The 16,497-nt window shown below is 38.7% G+C and carries 15 protein-coding genes and 1 pseudogene; 6 read left to right on the top strand and 10 right to left on the bottom strand.

Annotated elements, in window-relative coordinates; genetic code table 11:
* Positions 1 to 28: 28 nt before the first annotated feature.
* Positions 29 to 353 (bottom strand): annotated as a pseudogene (locus tag PHAL_RS24695) (group II intron reverse transcriptase/maturase); the annotation flags it as partial.
* A gap of 365 nt (positions 354 to 718) precedes the next feature.
* Here PHAL_RS24695 and PHAL_RS23560 point away from each other — a divergent pair.
* Both PHAL_RS23560 and PHAL_RS0105765 read left to right on the top strand, forming a co-directional pair.
* Positions 719 to 1,252 (top strand): DUF4377 domain-containing protein, encoded by a 534-nt coding sequence (locus tag PHAL_RS23560; RefSeq protein WP_016707472.1) that lies wholly within the window; start codon positions 719 to 721, stop codon positions 1,250 to 1,252.
* Positions 1,253 to 2,091: 839 nt separating this feature from the next.
* On the top strand, positions 2,092 to 3,282 hold the full coding sequence (locus PHAL_RS0105765) for a polysaccharide lyase family 7 protein (protein ID WP_029216042.1): 1,191 nt from the start codon (positions 2,092 to 2,094) through the stop codon (positions 3,280 to 3,282).
* 105 nt (positions 3,283 to 3,387) lie between these two features.
* On the opposite strand, the gene PHAL_RS0105760 is transcribed toward PHAL_RS0105765, so the two are convergent.
* The 7 genes from PHAL_RS0105760 to nadK all read right to left on the bottom strand — a co-directional run bounded on the left by PHAL_RS0105760 (position 3,388) and on the right by nadK (position 10,369).
* On the bottom strand, positions 3,388 to 3,867 hold the full coding sequence (locus tag PHAL_RS0105760; RefSeq protein ID WP_016707470.1) for a hypothetical protein: 480 nt from the start codon (positions 3,865 to 3,867) through the stop codon (positions 3,388 to 3,390).
* Positions 3,868 to 3,939: 72 nt separating this feature from the next.
* Positions 3,940 to 5,913, bottom strand: coding sequence for an ATP-binding protein (locus PHAL_RS0105755; protein WP_158217502.1), 1,974 nt, complete (start codon positions 5,911 to 5,913; stop codon positions 3,940 to 3,942).
* A gap of 243 nt (positions 5,914 to 6,156) precedes the next feature.
* Complete coding sequence (locus PHAL_RS0105750; protein ID WP_016707468.1) at positions 6,157 to 6,462, bottom strand: GRAM domain-containing protein; 306 nt, start codon at positions 6,460 to 6,462, stop codon at positions 6,157 to 6,159.
* 103 nt (positions 6,463 to 6,565) lie between these two features.
* The gene (locus PHAL_RS0105745) at positions 6,566 to 6,991 is read right to left on the bottom strand and encodes a hypothetical protein (RefSeq protein WP_138973928.1); all 426 of its coding nucleotides are present in this window, start codon (positions 6,989 to 6,991) and stop codon (positions 6,566 to 6,568) included.
* Between the two features lie 111 nt (positions 6,992 to 7,102).
* The gene (gene recN, locus PHAL_RS0105740; RefSeq protein ID WP_016707466.1) at positions 7,103 to 8,776 is read right to left on the bottom strand and encodes a DNA repair protein RecN; all 1,674 of its coding nucleotides are present in this window, start codon (positions 8,774 to 8,776) and stop codon (positions 7,103 to 7,105) included.
* A gap of 87 nt (positions 8,777 to 8,863) precedes the next feature.
* On the bottom strand, positions 8,864 to 9,406 hold the full coding sequence (locus PHAL_RS0105735; protein ID WP_016707465.1) for a hypothetical protein: 543 nt from the start codon (positions 9,404 to 9,406) through the stop codon (positions 8,864 to 8,866).
* A gap of 78 nt (positions 9,407 to 9,484) precedes the next feature.
* Complete coding sequence (gene nadK, locus PHAL_RS0105730; protein ID WP_016707464.1) at positions 9,485 to 10,369, bottom strand: NAD(+) kinase; 885 nt, start codon at positions 10,367 to 10,369, stop codon at positions 9,485 to 9,487.
* A 110-nt stretch (positions 10,370 to 10,479) separates the two neighbouring features.
* On the opposite strand from nadK, the gene PHAL_RS0105725 reads away from it, so the two are divergent.
* Together PHAL_RS0105725 and grpE are read left to right on the top strand one after the other, a co-directional pair.
* Positions 10,480 to 11,445 carry an HrcA family transcriptional regulator gene (locus tag PHAL_RS0105725; protein ID WP_029216041.1) on the top strand — a complete coding sequence of 322 codons (966 nt, stop codon included), beginning with the start codon at positions 10,480 to 10,482 and terminating at the stop codon, positions 11,443 to 11,445.
* A gap of 58 nt (positions 11,446 to 11,503) precedes the next feature.
* Positions 11,504 to 12,112: a nucleotide exchange factor GrpE gene (grpE, locus tag PHAL_RS0105720; RefSeq protein WP_016707462.1), complete on the top strand. Its 609-nt coding sequence runs from the start codon at positions 11,504 to 11,506 to the stop codon at positions 12,110 to 12,112.
* A gap of 37 nt (positions 12,113 to 12,149) precedes the next feature.
* Here grpE and PHAL_RS0105715 read toward each other — a convergent pair whose 3' ends face one another.
* Entirely contained in the window at positions 12,150 to 13,349 is a 1,200-nt protein-coding gene (locus PHAL_RS0105715) for a Bcr/CflA family efflux MFS transporter (protein WP_016707461.1), read from the bottom strand.
* Between the two features lie 193 nt (positions 13,350 to 13,542).
* On the opposite strand from PHAL_RS0105715, the gene PHAL_RS0105710 reads away from it, so the two are divergent.
* Positions 13,543 to 14,340 carry a M48 family metallopeptidase gene (locus PHAL_RS0105710; protein ID WP_016707460.1) on the top strand — a complete coding sequence of 266 codons (798 nt, stop codon included), beginning with the start codon at positions 13,543 to 13,545 and terminating at the stop codon, positions 14,338 to 14,340.
* Positions 14,341 to 14,412: 72 nt separating this feature from the next.
* On the opposite strand, the gene ald is transcribed toward PHAL_RS0105710, so the two are convergent.
* Positions 14,413 to 15,534, bottom strand: a complete 1,122-nt coding sequence (gene ald / locus PHAL_RS0105705; RefSeq protein WP_016707459.1) for an alanine dehydrogenase — start codon at positions 15,532 to 15,534, stop codon at positions 14,413 to 14,415.
* A 140-nt stretch (positions 15,535 to 15,674) separates the two neighbouring features.
* Here ald and lrp point away from each other — a divergent pair, with 140 nt between their 5' ends.
* A complete protein-coding gene (lrp, locus tag PHAL_RS0105700; protein WP_016707458.1) occupies positions 15,675 to 16,154 on the top strand; it encodes a leucine-responsive transcriptional regulator Lrp in 480 nt (159 codons plus the stop codon).
* Positions 16,155 to 16,497 lie beyond the last annotated feature (343 nt).

Raw genomic sequence — 16,497 nt, 5'->3', positions numbered from 1 at the left:
TTTATTAACAGGAAGTGCAATGGGCGGTTCATCTCCCGTAATGAATATTGATCCAAAGATCTCTCAATGACACTAAACCTTGTGAAGCTAAGTAGTCATTGTCTAGCGCAATGTTAATTCCTTTTGTTTTTGAGCTTCGACAAGGCCCCTTGCTGGTGATACCACATGCTATGGCGAGTCGTTCGTTAACACCCAACTTCATTAAACTGCGTACTTTTGTGCGTGCTATTCCTTTGAAAAGAGCGTCATTGCAGCCAGTAGCACATTCTTATCCTGCGGCGGAGCCAATGATCTAAATCCACCGTTAGCTGATAAGCGTTGGCTATTAGGGAGTAGTGTCCCCAGCCGCACAAATTTTTTGGTCTAGAATCTGTATTACTCTAAAGCGCAGCGCCTCTTAACCTCTTTGTGAATAATTCAATAAAAGATTTTTTGCACAAAGAGAAGGGAATGAGAAGTAAATGAGAATGAACTTGAAGGCTAATATTGATATGTTAAAACACGATACATGGATAAAGGTAAGCTACTACCTCTCCAAATAAGCCACTTAAACACCTGCAATCCTTTCCAAAACGCCCATTAATACAACAGTAAATCATTTTATGTGGGATTGAAGTAACCGATTGAATCAAAATAAGATCTCGGCTATGGTTAATGCGTCAATAAAAATAAATTAAAGACGAGTTACTCTGCTCTCGTTATAGCTCAAGGAAATAGCATGCACATACGGATAGTTATATTATTAATCACATGCTTGTTAATTATTTCATGCGATGACGATAATGGTACTTCATCACTTGATACCAAAACATTTGCATCTTACAAAACACCTTGTGTTGGTGTAAGTCAACGGCTTTGCCTTATAATCCAAGATGATGATGTTGGCAGTTACTTTTATGACTCCATTGAAGGGTTTGATTTCGTTTGGGGGCATACTTACCAACTATCTTTAAAGATAACAGATATAATCAATCCTCCCGCTGATGCCTCAAGTCTTCAATATTCTATCGAAAACGTCATATCAGACATAGAAGATAACGTTGGCACTCGTTATGAATATAGCTTAGTAGAGTTATTAGAATGGACATTTACAAAAGAGTCAGGTGTTTATTATTTTTTAGGGCAGCCCTTTGAGTGCCAAACGGGTGTAGACTGTGACGGTTTAGTTAATTTAAATAATAGTGGTGGTTTGGTTAACGTGACTTTTGAATATATAGGTGATGGTCAAATAACCTTAGTTCAGTGGAATTAGCTAGAACACAAACGAGCCTTAACTTTATCATTATGTACTAGTATTCTATTTGACCGTTTTTATTTAGTGACGGTCAACTTAAATCAATAAACAAATTCGTTTACTCCGTCTGTCGTTGTGGCTGTTAGCAAGTCGCTTATGGCTGTGTCATATATAAGGCGCGTTACGCAGTAATTTTTTAATGCGCTCCCATCATTGCCTACTATTGACTCTATCCCTATAGTTTTTGTTAGTCCAAGTATCTAACGACTATTACGCGTTTGGTACAGCATACTCACATTCAGCAACTTGCTTTAAAGCATTTATTTTAACTGTTGGCAATACTGTTTTTATTTATGTTTTTGGTTATCCAATTTTCTTTTTTATGTTCTTTTTGTATTACCAATAATTAACATTGCAACATTTTCCATGACGATTACAATTTATTTCACAATTTCATTACTTATTTTTTATAGTAATAAAGTTTTGAATTTAATTCTTTTGGGTTGATTTTCAACGTGTGTTTTTATTGCTAAATTTATATCCACTTGATTTTATTAAATTTATTTTTTGTTGAAAAATTAATATAAATGGTAATACTACTTATTTATTATTTTACTGGGTGTTGCAAAAAGTTAACTGGTAATATACATTTTGCTTACCTTCTGGTTATCCAGTTTGGCTTGCTTGGTAATTTAATTTGTTTCTTTTTATGCTGTTAAAAAGAAAATTGTTATTACCAATTGTTTACACACAATACACCATTGAACTTGTACAAAGTTGTAACCTAGAACTAAGTAATCAAATCTTAGTCAAGCAGTTAGGTTTCCTAAATGTATAAGTTAGGAGACATAAAGATAATGTTTAAGAAAAAAAGTCTACTGATTCTATCAATAATGGCTGCATGCTCGAGTGCTGCTCAAGCGGCTACTATTTATAACTCGGGTTTTGAAAATGGCTGGAGCGATTGGAATGAGGTTGATCCAGCTGCGATTTCAGGCGACGCCTATCAAGGATCGAGTTCTTTAAAGATCCAAGGCAGTCCTGGACGAGTACATCAGGTTGTCGATATTGAAAGAAATACCGAATATACCTTAAGCGCTTATGTTCTAGGTAAAGGGCAAATTGGCGTTAATGATCTTAATGGATTATTTAAGAACACAAAATTTAATGTTTCGTCTTGGACCAAAGTGTCTAAAACATTCACTTCGGCAAATACAGATTCTTTGCAAGTTTTCGCAAAGCACGATAACAACTCAAGTGATGTTCGCTTTGATAATTTTTCTCTTGTAAAAACCGACAGCAGTGATGGTGGCTCAACTGGGGGCGATGGTGACGGTGATAGTGGCGGCAATGGCGATGGTACAACGATTCCTAGTAGCATAACCAGCGGTAGCATTTTTGATCTTGAAGGTAATGATCCTAATCCATTAGTTAATGACAGCACACTTGTATTTGTACCTCTTGAAGCTCAACACATCACGCCAAATGGAAATGGTTGGCGTCATGAATATAAAGTCAAATCTAGCTTACGAGTAGCGATGACCGATACTTATGAAGTATTTGAAGCGAGTGTTAAGGTTGAAATGTCGGATGGCGGTAAAACAATTATTGCTCAGCACCATGCCAGTGACACGGGCACTATAATGAAAGTTTATGTGTCCGATTCTGCGGAATCTGGTTTTGATGACAGTGTGGCTGGCAATGGTATTTTTGATGTGTATGTGCGCCTGCGTAACACCAGCGGCAATGAAGAGAAATATGCATTAGGTACAATTCGCAGTGGAGGTTCGTTTAACTTAAGAGTTGTTAATAATTACGGCGACGTAGATGTATCTGCGTTAGGTTCAAGTTTTGGTATTCCTGTTGAAGATGATTCGGCATCATACTTTAAGTTTGGTAATTACTTGCAATCTCAAGATACATCTACATTAGATGATTGTGGTGAATCAGGTAATTCAAACTCATTCAAAGAGTGTTTTGAAGACTTGGGCATTACGACGTCTAAAGTAACAATGACAAATGTTAGTTATACTCGAGTAACTAACTAGCTTTAGCGTTATTGATAACACCACGCAAATGCAAATTTACGTGGTGTTATACGCTGAAAGAATAGAGCGTTATGTTGAATCATTGTTATATAATTTTATCTTTCATTACCCGTGAGTAATGCATTTTATAGTTTGCCCTGTGCGTATTGAGCTACCTGTAAATAAGTGGATCATGAAATTACGATTATCAATGATGTGCCATAATTGATCGCTTTTTGCTGGGCATAATGTTTGTTGTATATAGTGTGTTAGCACCGACTCTTCAAGTGGTAAAGAGTTAGGCAAGTTAATATAAATTTTGATCTGGTTAAATTCAAAATCAGCATGGCTAAACTGCCAATTACCAGTCATGAGTTTCTTTGTATAGTGCTGTTGTACATTCTGTTGTTGCTGTATAGATAGTTGCGGGTATTGATCTGGATGAGAAAGCCTACTGATAGTTAAACCGACTATTAGTAACGCTACAGCGGCAATTGTGCACTTAAACAAAACTGTTACCTGTTTTTTAGGTTTTGGCTTAATTTGTTGCTGGCGATGATCGATAATTTTTACCCAATCTCGGTGTTTTAATGTACGCTGTGTCATCTTTATTCTCCTTGTTTTAATCGCTTAATTAAAGCAAGAGAATGTGGATGAAAAATGGATAACAATCTAAATTTAATCGTTATTTTTCCTGTAGTGAAGGGGTAATAAGAGCCTGACGCATAGCCCACCAAATTTGCCTTTATGTAATGATATAGACCCTTTCATTAAGTTAACTAAACTTAAACAGATAGATAAACCTAACCCACTACCATCAACGGATTTTGACCGTGTGCTATCAATCCGGTAGAGCCTTTCAAATAAGTGCTGTATCTGGGGTTGAGGCACACCTGGAGAGCTATCATCTATTTGAATAAATAGCTGAGTTGGGTTTAAACGCACCTTGAGGCGAACGAATCCAGGGCTGTCGGTATATAAACAGGCATTTTTGAACACGTTATAAATGATCTGATCAAGTTTTTGCTTATCAATATAAATACTTTGCTTATCGCTGACTGTATTATCTATAACACAGGTTAAGTTTTTTGTTGTTACCATTGTTTGTAAATCGTCAGCGTATGGTTTAAATAAAGCGCTAACAAGGTGCACTTGATTATTTAAACTCATTGAGCAATTATCAACTTGTGATAGCTGATAAACATCACTAATTAAGTTATTAAGTTGACTTATTTTGTCGTTTATTTTTAGATAAGCGAGAGACTTATCTTCTTGTAAATCATGTTCGAGGGCCTCGATGTTTAACTTAAGTACACTCAGCGGTGTTCTTAATTCATGGGAAATATCGGCAAGCATTTTGTCTTTTAAATCCAAGCTAGCTTGATAAAGTTTAGCTTTATAATGCGCCCGTTTATGTTTTATGTAATAAAGACTAATGAGCAAGATACTTAGGATAAAAATAATCGAATAGCCCAATAACCACACTCGCTTTTCTAATCGCTGGCTTTTAAGCTCAGCCTTGGTGATTGCATTATTTTGCTCTGATGTAATTAGCTTTTGTCGCTGGACCAGCGCATCGACCTGCTTCATGTGGTTAGCGGTTGACTCACTTAAATAGTTTTTTTGAATAATATTATGGTAGGAGTCTACTTTTTTATAATGGAAAACAGCATCAGTTAGTTGTGCACTAAGCTCGAAAAATCGCGCGTTATAACGATGGAATTTCAAGGTTAGAATTTCATTATCAATATCCTCGAGTAGTAAAGTTATTTGCTCTAAGGTATGTTTACTTGAGGGGATGTCTTGTTGTAATAAATAAAGTTCTAATAACTGCATATATGCATAGGTTTTATAAATTGGAGAATCTGTTTTTAATGAAAAGTAGACACTCTGTTTAGCGTTATTGAGTGCCTTTTGAAAATGATTAGTGTGTTGGTATGCAATGGCTAATTGACGATAGGCCACTGAAAGTTGCTGAGTCGCATTTAGGGGGGTGAGGTACTCGATTGTCTCGTGTAATTGCTCAATAGCCAGTACGTATTTCTCTTGCCTAATTGTAATTTTTGCTAAGCTTAAGCTGGTTGACGCAATATTATATCTATCACCAGATTTTTTATCGCTTTCTAGCGCCCTTAAAAAAAAATGTGATGCTTGCTCTAAATTATTCAAGCGAAGGGACATGTCACCTAAATTATAATAAACACTTGCTTGCAACTCCCAATTAGTACTGTTTTGCAATAATTCTAATGCAGCTGTTTGCTCTTGCATAGCCAGAGCTAGATTGCTTTGTGTGTCGTATAACACGCCTAAGTTAGCATGGGCACGGGCTAATAATTCTTTGTCATTTAGCTGCAGTGCTATTTCTTTTGCTTTTGTGTAGTGAACATTTGCTTGATGAGTGTCTAATATACGCCGAAAGTTGATCCCCAGTTCACTATGTAATCTAAAAAGTTCTTTACTCGACAATGTGTGCGAGTTTAGTAATGGAGCAATCACTGTAATTGCTTGCGTATGCTGCGCGTTTTTTCGTAGCGCTGAAGCAAGTTCTAATAAAATGTTAAATGAAGTAGGGTATTGCTTAGCTAGGCTTTTTAACTGGGTAGTTGCAGTGACTAAATCACCTTGTTTGATTTTTTGTTTTATAGCACTCAAATCATAGTTTTCAGTGCATGTTGTATAACAAGACACAGTTAACAGAGCAGCTAATAATAGTCGGTGCATAGAATTATAAAAATTTAGAGAGCGTATTTTATAATTTTAGGGTGCAAATGTGGTCAAAATATGGAGGCTGTTAATGCCTGTTATTGTTTACAGCTCTAAATTTTTAGCAAGCGGCAACGCTAAAAGGCATTATATTTTTTGTACATAACCTGAGTTTAGACAATAGCAACCAATTTAGTGGGCTGCTTGTAGGCAATTAAGCCACTCATCAGGCTCAGCTAAAATGAACTCTAAATGATAGTTCTCTTTGGTGGTTATTTTAATTCCCGATGTTGTAATTGGGATCAAACCGCTGGCTTTACCAGAGCATTTCTCCACATGAGAAATATTATTAAGCTTGATCGCATAACAACCTAGACTAAGTTGCTTATTAAGTGCCTCAAAATGCAGTATATTATCTGTCAGGGTGAGACGCCCATCTGCTTTACCGACTCCCAGTTGTAATGTTGCATAACAGCGTTTTAATTGTGTAGCGTTCATTATTCACTCCATCGATTTTATTATTTTCTAGAGTTTATGCGGGTAACCGCTATGTGTCAATTATGTAAATTAAATGTTTTTATTTAACTTGCTTAACAATCGGTTATAAAAAGTTGTTAGCGCGATAGAGCATTTTTTGCTGCTTATTTACACGTATAAATGCAAAGATAACTAAGGCCAGTTGTGAAGCTAATGCACACAAGGTAATAATTAAATTCACCTTATTATCATGGTGTTGTGCAAGCCCTACTTCTATAAACCAGCCAATAGCAAGCATTAAAATAAGCGAGCTATGTAAGTAACGTTGTAGTGTGATTTTAAACTGAAGATGCTTCCACTGGCTAAATATTAGCAGTGCTAAACTCAATATGGGGATTAACATCAAGCAACTTAAAGTAATGATCAAAAGTGGTTGCCATGACATGAAGGCTGATGGTCCTCCCGTGATAACAGCTTCGTTGCAACCTGTCAGTAGTATCAAGCTGAACAATAGGCCTATTAATTTTGTTGCGTCTGTTTTTTTCATCATTATAAAGGTTTACTTAAGTTCGCTTTCAAGCCTTACAACTCACTGTAAGGCTTGCTAGTAATTTATAAAAGGGGCATGTTAAATGGTATTCTTGCTTTGTAAGTAATAGTTTTAAGCATGCGCCATAATGAGTTCTTTGGCGTTAGCTTTGGCTGTCTTACTTATATTATCGCCGCCAAGTAAGCGAGCAATTTCATCTATACGGCCATGTTTATTTAGTGGCTGCATGTGCGTAAAGGTTTCACCATTTGCTATTTCCTTTGCGACAAAAAATTGCTGATGTCCGGAGCTTGCTACTTGTGGTAAGTGAGTTACACAAATTACCTGAGTCGATTTACCAAGTTGACGTAACAACTTACCGACAGCTGAAGCGGTTGGTCCTGAGATACCCACATCGACTTCATCAAAAATAAGCGTTGGAGTTGTCACTTTTTGGGCAATAATCACTTGGATCGCTAAACTTATACGTGACAGTTCACCACCTGAGGCAACTTTAGATAATGGCTGTAGCGGCTGGCCTGGGTTAGTTGAAACTAAAAAGGCAATACTATCGAAACCTAAGCTATTTGGTGCTCGGTCTTGATCTTGTTTTAGTGCAATCTCGAACAGGCCGTTTTCCATCGATAAATTTGCCATACTTGCACTGATCAATTCATTTAAAGTATGAGCGGCATTTTGGCGGCTTGCACTGAGCGCTGTTGCAGCAGTGTGATAGTCATCAAGTGCAGTTTTGATCTCATCATTGAGTTCATTCAATCTTGCAGAGTTAGTACTTATTGATTCAAGCTCTTGACTGATAGACAGATGAAACTCAACCAGTTGCTCAGGTTTTATGTGGTGCTTACGCGCAAGATCCATTGCACCACTCAAACGGGCTTCAACTTCAAGCAGTCGACTAGGGTCAAGCTCTGTTTGCTCAGCGTAATTACGAATTTCGCGACTTGCTTCTTCTACTTGTACAGCGGCTTCTGCCAATAATGCAGCAACGCCATTTAAGCTTTCATCAAAGCCTGCTAGCTCTGCGAATTGTTGCGCGCTGTGCTGTAGCATTGAACAGGCATTTTGTTCGTCACTTTCATACAAGTGTTGCAACTCACGTTGACACGCTTCAAGGATCGTCTGACTGTGGCTTAATTTGTGATGCTCAGCTTCAATATCGCTAAACTCATCGGCTTGCAAGGCAAACTCATCAAGCTCAGCAACTTGGTATTCTAATAGTTGCTTTTGTGCCACTTGTTGTTGTTGCATTTGCTCAAGGGCTGTAAATTCTTTTTGTAGATTTTGAAAATGGCGATATTTATTACGCACATTATCAACAAGGGGGTGATGCCCAGCATATGCATCGAGTAACTGTAGCTGATGCTCGCTTTTTAACAGGTGTTGATGCGCATGTTGACCATGGATTGAGATCAGGTATTGGCCGAGCTCTTTTAGCTGAGCTGCGGTGACAGAGCTGCCATTAATATAGCTTTTACTACGACCGTTTTTACAGATCACGCGGCGTAATAAACACTCTTGCTCTGCATTACTTAATAGCTGTTGTTCTAAAAACTGCTGAGCGAGGGGCAGTGCGGCAATATCAAACTGCGCACAAATTTCTGCGCGCTCGGTGCCTGGTCGTACAGCTGAGGCTTCTGCGCGTTCACCTAAACACAGTGATAAGGCATCAATGGCGATTGATTTACCCGCACCCGTTTCACCCGTAATAGCAGTCATGCCACTTTGCCACTCGGTACTTAAATTGCTCACAATTGCAAAATTTTTAATTTCTAAACCAATTAACATACTGTTTATCCATCCAGTCAATTAACTGTTAATTTATACAGTGTTTAGGTTTTTTGCAAATTAAATTTTATATATTAATGAGTTTATTTAATGTTCATTTACTGAAGTGTCAAAATTGTTTTCAGGATCAACAGCCTTTTCATAATCATTAGGGTTGGCTGATAATTCGTTAGTACATAAAACTTTGATCATTGAGGGTAATACTTCATGGTAAAACGTTTTGTTGTACGCTAAGCCTGCAGTGGGTAGCTCACTGACAAAAAAATCTAAGCGCTCTGCAAGTGCATCACGTTCACCTGTAACATAAGTTTTTGCCAGTTCACTATTAATGGTACTAAGCAGCGACTCTACAATGCGCTCTAAATAAAGTAAATTTTCATCTGTATGAGGCTGTACAACAAAAAAATTACCAACAATGACTTGAATACGAGAAATGTATTTTGGGCGAATTATTTTTGCTTCGTAATATTCATTGAGTTTAAATTTTACATTCGCACTAACTTCGCTGACGCGGGTATTGAACAACTTTTTTTTTGCTGCGAGTGCTTTTTGACGGTTATTTTCAATCACTAAATAGCTACCAAGTAAGGTGATCAATAATAACAAAGCCAAGAAAACAACATAAGTCATGATGTGTTAATTTCCCTGAAAAGGTAACAAATAATTTTTAAACTATTTTGCTCTAAAGTATGGATAAGCGCAATAAAATTAATACAAACGGCTGCCCCAATTTAGCTTGGTTCTTAATACATGATAATACGAATAGTTTTTAGGGTGGATCAGGCGCAGTTTTTTGTCAGCCTTTTTTATTAGCACTTCATCACCAGGTAATACAGCAAGCACCACATGACTATCGCAACTTACTTGTAAACTATCGGTGTTTTCTAGGCTGAGTTTCAAACGTACTTCGTTATCTGCATCAACGACCAAAGGACGACTTGAAAGTGTATGGGGGAACATGGGGACTAATGATATTGCATTTAATTCCGGTGTTAAAATTGGCCCGCCCCCAGAGAGCGAGTAGGCGGTAGAGCCCGTGGGTGTTGATACTATTAAACCATCAGAGCGCTGCGAAAATACAAAGTCGTTATTAATAAATGCTTCAAACTCTATCATGTGAGCAACTTTATCAGCATGTAGGACGGCTTCGTTTACTGCTGAGTTAGCGCTCTTTAATTCGGCATGGCGGTATACTTCAACTTCAAGTAAAAAGCGTTTTTCTTCAATATATTGCCCACTCAATACTTGCTCTAGGCTGGCTTCAAAACCTTCAGGGTCTAAATCTGTTAAAAAACCTAAATTACCACGGTTCACACCAATTACGGCAACATCAAAACGGGCTAATACACGAGCTGCACCGAGCATATTACCATCCCCACCGACAACAATGGCCAGATCAGCACGTTCCCCAAGCTCAGTCAGCTTGACTAGTTTCTCTTTGGGGACATCAGCTAATTGGTGGCCGGTACGTTGCTCTAGCAAAACGTTAAAACCTAACGCATTTAAAAACGTGTATAAGCGTTGTAAAGTTGTTGCTGCGCCATTGTGATTTGGTTTGCCAATTAAACCTATGGTTTTAAACGGTGATTCCATGATAAATGCATCAATAGTATTAATATCAATAGAGTAACCTATAAATGGTTAGTTTGAAAATACTGATTGATAGCCTTGAAATAAACTCACTGCGCCCCGATATCTCATGTATGCAGCAAGATGTAGATACTATGAATTTAAATCCTCGAGATCAGCAAATATTTTCCGCCGTCATGAGCCTGTATTGTAATGGTGAAGGGCAACCCGTGGCGTCAAGCCGTATTGCTCAACAAAAAGGCATGGCTGTGTGCTCAGCAACGGTCAGAAATGCAATGTCACGCCTTGAAAAAATAGGTTTGTTATACTCGCCGCACACCTCAGCTGGGCGTGTGCCGACCAACGCAGGTTTTGATTATTGGTTAAGTGAGTTTTTTCCACTTGCAGAAATTGCACAATATTGGCAACCAGCGCAGGCACAATTAGTTGAGCTTGCCCATGGTTTGAGCCAGCGCTATCAAGTGTGCTGTTGTGTTGGTTTGCCACAAGTAAGCTCGCAGCATGTTTTTCGTGTTGAAGTGTTAGATTTTGACAGCAATGATTGGCTTATTTTATTGCTTGATAGAGCAGGGCAAAGCCATAATATCTGCATTCACAAACCGGATGAAGCATCTGATACTTTACGCTATCAATTTGCAACTTGGCTTAATACGGTATTTAGTCAACAAACTTTGATGGAAGGCTTGTACCGTATGCAAGCGATGGCCAATACTGCCCCCCGTAATTGCCATGACTCTCTCCATCAATGGACACGAGAGTTGAGCCAAAAGCTAGGTTCAGATAACAGTATTGTTGTTGGCGAAAATTATTTATATCGACAAATTGATTGTGAGCAAAGCTTAAATATAGGGGTTTCATTTTTAAACTTTGTCGAAGATAAGTTGGCATTTAAAAATGGTGTGTCAGTTTTAAATACTGCGCAATTGCCATTTACGGATTGTGATGAACTGATGGTGATAAGCGTACCGTATTTTCAAAATCAGGAATATCAAAGTCGTTTTTGTGTAATTTGTCCGAAATCGGCGCAAATTGAAGCAATCATTCAAGAATTTAAATTAATCGAGTCATCTGGCTCTTGAATCTTTTGATTCAATCCCCATAATTACCGCAATTGTAAAGAATTGGAGCACTTAAATTATGTCTGAGCAGACAAAATCACCAGAGCAAGAAGTCGAATTAAACGAAGAGTTAGAGCAAATGCAAGCCGAAGTAGAAGCCGCTGTAGAAGCTGCCGATGCTCATGAAGGTGACGAAATTAGCCCTGAAGCTGAAATTGCTATGCTTTATGCAGAGCTTGAAGACGCTAAAAAAACGATTGATAGTCAAAAAGACAGTGTCGTTCGCGCAGCAGCAGATGTAGAAAATATGCGCCGCCGTGCAGCACAGGATGTTGAAAAAGCACACAAGTTTGCACTTGAAAAATTTGCAAACGAATTACTGCCTGTTATCGATAACTTAGAACGCGCTATTGAGTTCTCAGACAAAGAAAACGAAACCTTAAAGCCATTGCTTGAAGGGATTGATATGACCGTGAAAAGTTTCAATGATGCAGTTGCAAAATTTGGTGTTGAAATTGTTAATCCACAAGGTGAGCAGTTTAATCCTGAATTTCACCAAGCAATGTCTATTCAACCAAGTAACGATGTAACACCTAATACCGTATTAGCTGTAATGCAAAAAGGCTACACCCTAAATGGCCGTTTACTACGTCCTGCCATGGTGATGGTCTCTAAAGCCGCTGAATAGTCGGCTGCTTAGTTAAAGCTTAAGCAAAAAATGCCCGTTAACAACGGGCATTTTTTTTGTTTCTGGCGCGGTGCCAAAGCTGAGCAATTAGTGTAAGTACTAAGGCACTGAACATTAAACTTGAGAACGGAACTGCACTTTGTGCATGCATTAACGCTAATATAGGTCCTACTAATGCGCCGCTACCAAAACGTAAAGTACCAATAACTGCTGTAGCAGTTCCTGAACGTTCTGCAAATTGCATTAAGATCAGTGCATCGGCATTACTTGCCGTTACCCCTAAGCTCATCATTAGTGGCGCAATTGCAGCAACAATAAAAAACAGAGATAGGTGTAATAGACTAAATGTGAGTAACGCAGCACCAGCTACAAAGCCAACGGCTAAACCATAATAGAGCATTTTTCGAGAACCGACCCTTGGCACTAGTCGGGTATTTAAAAAGTTACCGAACATTAGCGCTAATACGTTAAATGCGAATAAAATCCCAAATAACTGCTCTGACACTTTAAAGTAATCAAGGTATACAAATGGTACTGCGGTTAAAAAGCAGAAAAAACCAAATGAAACAAACATCGAACTGGCAATATCTGCACGGGTATCTTTATTTTTAAACACCGTTTTATAACTATCAAAAAATAGCGCAAAGCCTTTTAGTGGGCTTTTAAAAATGGGAATATCGATCAGGTAAACTTGCACAAGTGCTAGGATCATAAAGCTGTAACTAGCCAGTACTAAAAAGATAGTTTGCCAATGTGATAACCCCATGATCATAGAGCCCACGGTGGGCGCGACTAAAGGCGCAACCATCATGATCATTGATACATAAGACATACCTTTAGCGGTATCTTGTTTGTAAATATGGCGAATTATTCCCGGCACCACAACAGTTGCAGCGGCACCAGTGAACGCTTGAACAGCCCTAAGCGCCCAAAATAGATGAATATCATTACAAAAAGCCAATGCGACAGAGCTTAAACCAAATAATGCCAAGCCAGCTTTGGTGAGTACACGACGACCAATTTGGTCGGCAATTGGACCAAAAAATAACATGCCTAAAGCATAACCTGCTAAATACAAACTCAACGATATTTGTACGTTGGGCATAGTGGTATTGAGATCATTAGCAATAACTAACATTGCAGGTAAGTACATATCAATTGCCAAAGGCGTAATTGCTACAATGCTGGCAAGTAATGGTAACAGAATGCGTTTATTCAAAGAGACCGAGTCTTGCATGATTCACCCATTAAATAAAAAGAGACTTATATTGTAACAGCGCTAAAGACCCTTGGGTACTTAGTTTGCACGCTAACTATCATCTTTAACATATAAATAACATGACTTCTGCGTTTAGCTGTTATTGCAATATGTTCAATCGCACAGTGGTTTGCTATTCTAGGAGTAATTAAATGTTAGTTGAGGGAATCCAATGAAAAAATTAGTTTTGGCTGTGCTTGCCACTGCAGTATTAGTGGGGTGTAAAACATCACCTACAGGGCGTACGCAAATTGCACTTTATTCTGATCAAGAAATGAGTCAAATGGGCCAGCAAAGTTTTGCTGACATGAAAAAGAATCAAAAAATTAATAATGATCCCGCAGTTAATGCTTATGTAAAATGTATTGCTGATGATGTAATTGCAGTATTGCCACAACAATATGCAAGCCAAGCTTGGGAAGTCGTTGTGTTTGAAGAAGATTCTGCGAATGCATTTGCACTGCCAGGTGGTTATATTGGTGTGCATACAGGGTTATTAAAAGTCGCTGAAAACCAAGATCAACTCGCCACTGTTATTGGTCATGAAGTAGGCCATGTTATCGCTGAGCATTCTAATGAGCGTGTTTCACAAAGTTCACTGTTACAAACAGGTATGCAAGCGGGCAGTGTGGCGCTTGAAATGGGCAATGTGCAATACCGTAATGAAATTATGCAAGGACTGGGTTTAGGCGCTCAGTACGGTGTAATTTTACCATTTAGCCGTTCGCATGAATCTGAGGCTGATGAAGTCGGCTTAGATCTAATGGCAAAAGCGGGATTTAATCCAAAAGAGTCGGTCACTCTTTGGCAAAATATGAGCAAAGCGGGCAGTAGTGGTACGCCTGAGTTTATGTCTACTCATCCTGCACCTGGTAATCGAATTAAAGAGTTACAAGCAAAACTACCAGAAGCATTGAATGAGCAGCAAGCTGCAAAAGCTGCAGGTAAAAACCCGCAGTGTAGGCTATAAATTCATTTTTAATGATATAAAAAAAGCCTGTGAGCAAAACTCACAGGCTTTTTGTTATTCGAAACGCTAGTTTTATGCGTTTTCAACAGCAGTACGTGGATCAACGTATGGCATGTTGAACGCTTCAGCTACTTCTTTATAAGTAACTTGACCTTTGATCACGTTAAGACCTTTAAGGAAGTTAGCGTCATCAAGTAATGCCTTCTTGTAACCTTTGTTCGCAAGGTTAATGATGAAAGGCAGTGTTGCATTGTTAAGTGCAAACGTAGATGTGCGTGGCACTGCACCAGGCATGTTAGCTACACAGTAGTGCACAACGTCATCAACGATGAAAGTCGGATCTGCGTGCGTGGTTGCTTTAGAAGTTGCGATACAACCACCTTGGTCAATTGCAACGTCAACAATTGCAGAGCCAGGCTTCATTGCTTTAATGTGTTCAGCAGTAACAAGCTTAGGCGCTGCAGCACCAGGAATAAGTACACCACCGATAACTAAATCAGCTTCAAGTACGTGTTTTTCAAGCGCATCTGCAGTAGAGTAAATTGCTTTTACTTTATTACCAAACTGTGCGTCAAGTGCGCGTAATACGTCGATGTTACGATCAAGCACAACGACATCAGCACCTAGGCCAACAGCCATTTGCGCAGCACTACGACCAACCATGCCGCCACCGATCACTACAACTTTAGCAGGCTCTACACCAGGTACGCCGCCAAGTAACATGCCACGGCCGTGGTTAGACTTTTCAAGGGCTTGTGCGCCTGCTTGAATAGACATACGACCAGCAACTTCACTCATTGGTGCAAGTAGTGGTAAACCACCGCGTGAATCAGTCACCGTTTCGTAAGCAATACATACTGCGCCACTTTTCACTAGATCTTCAGTTTGTGGAAGATCAGGTGCAAGGTGTAAATAAGTGAAAAGAATTTGGTCTTCACGAAGCATTGCACGTTCAACAGCTTGTGGTTCTTTTACTTTTACGATCATTTCAGCTTTAGCGAATACATCAGCAGCTGTTGCTAACACTTCTGCACCTGCTTGAATGTAGTCTTCGTTAGTAAAGCCGATACCCATACCTGCATCAGTTTCAACAAATACTTGATGGCCGTGGTTCACTAATTCACGAACACTCGCAGGAACCATACCTACACGGTACTCATGGTTTTTTATTTCTTTAGGTACACCAATAATCATAATTTCGCCTTGTTAGAACGGGATAAAATTTTTCACTATTATATTCATGACAAGCCAGTGTGTCTCACCTTTTTTAATTGGTATGCTAGTGATATAATCTGCAAATGTGATTTAAATAGTATAAAAAACTAGTTGCGCCTATGCATGAGTTATTAGACCGTATTGACCGTAAGATTTTGATGGAATTACAACACGATGGCCGAGTTTCAAATGTCGAACTGGCCCGACGAGTAGGATTAAGTGCGACCCCTTGTTTAGAGCGTGTGAAAAAGCTTGAACGAGAGGGCTACATTGTAGGTTATAAAGCCGTGGTTGACCCAGCTAAGCTTGGTCAAGGTCTCTCTGTGTATGTTGAAGTCACTATAACTAAAACATCACCAGACGTATTTGATGAATTTAGCGCCGCAGTTAAAAAGCACGATGAAATTATTGAATGCCATTTAGTGTCGGGTAATTTTGACTTTTTATTGAAAACGCGGGTAAATGATATGTCTGAGTATCGTGGTGTACTAGGCGACATTTTATTAAAGCTGCCAAATGTGAGCGAAAGCCGTACATATGTAGTAATGGAAGAAGTAAAAGGAGAGCAAGGGGTGATTATTCGCCCTTACATCGGCTGAACTATGCGCCATTTTTTAGTAACGACTTAATACCAATCGACTTAAATATTTAACCATTCTAGCGGGCTAAATAAAGCGCTAACTGCGTTATAAATTTTCATGTAGAACAACTACATGTCAAAATTTATGCCTTGTTATCACTCCATTTATCTGTCGCTATAAATGGTCAGTAACTTAACACGATTGGTATAAGTTGTATTATTGATACATGCGCGAATGATAAAAACTCGTTCATAATCAAGTAAGCAGTTAGCGTATAAGATAAAGTGCAACAAAAAGTATTTCCTGCTAAGGTATTCCATTGCTAACAAAAGAGTACAAAGAAGTACAAAGAAAATGAGGA

Origin of the sequence: Pseudoalteromonas haloplanktis ATCC 14393 (assembly GCF_000238355.1) — a bacterium.
GTDB lineage: Bacteria > Pseudomonadota > Gammaproteobacteria > Enterobacterales > Alteromonadaceae > Pseudoalteromonas > Pseudoalteromonas haloplanktis.
Note: the sequence above shows the minus strand (reverse complement) of the source record. Positions and strands in the feature narration are given on the sequence as shown.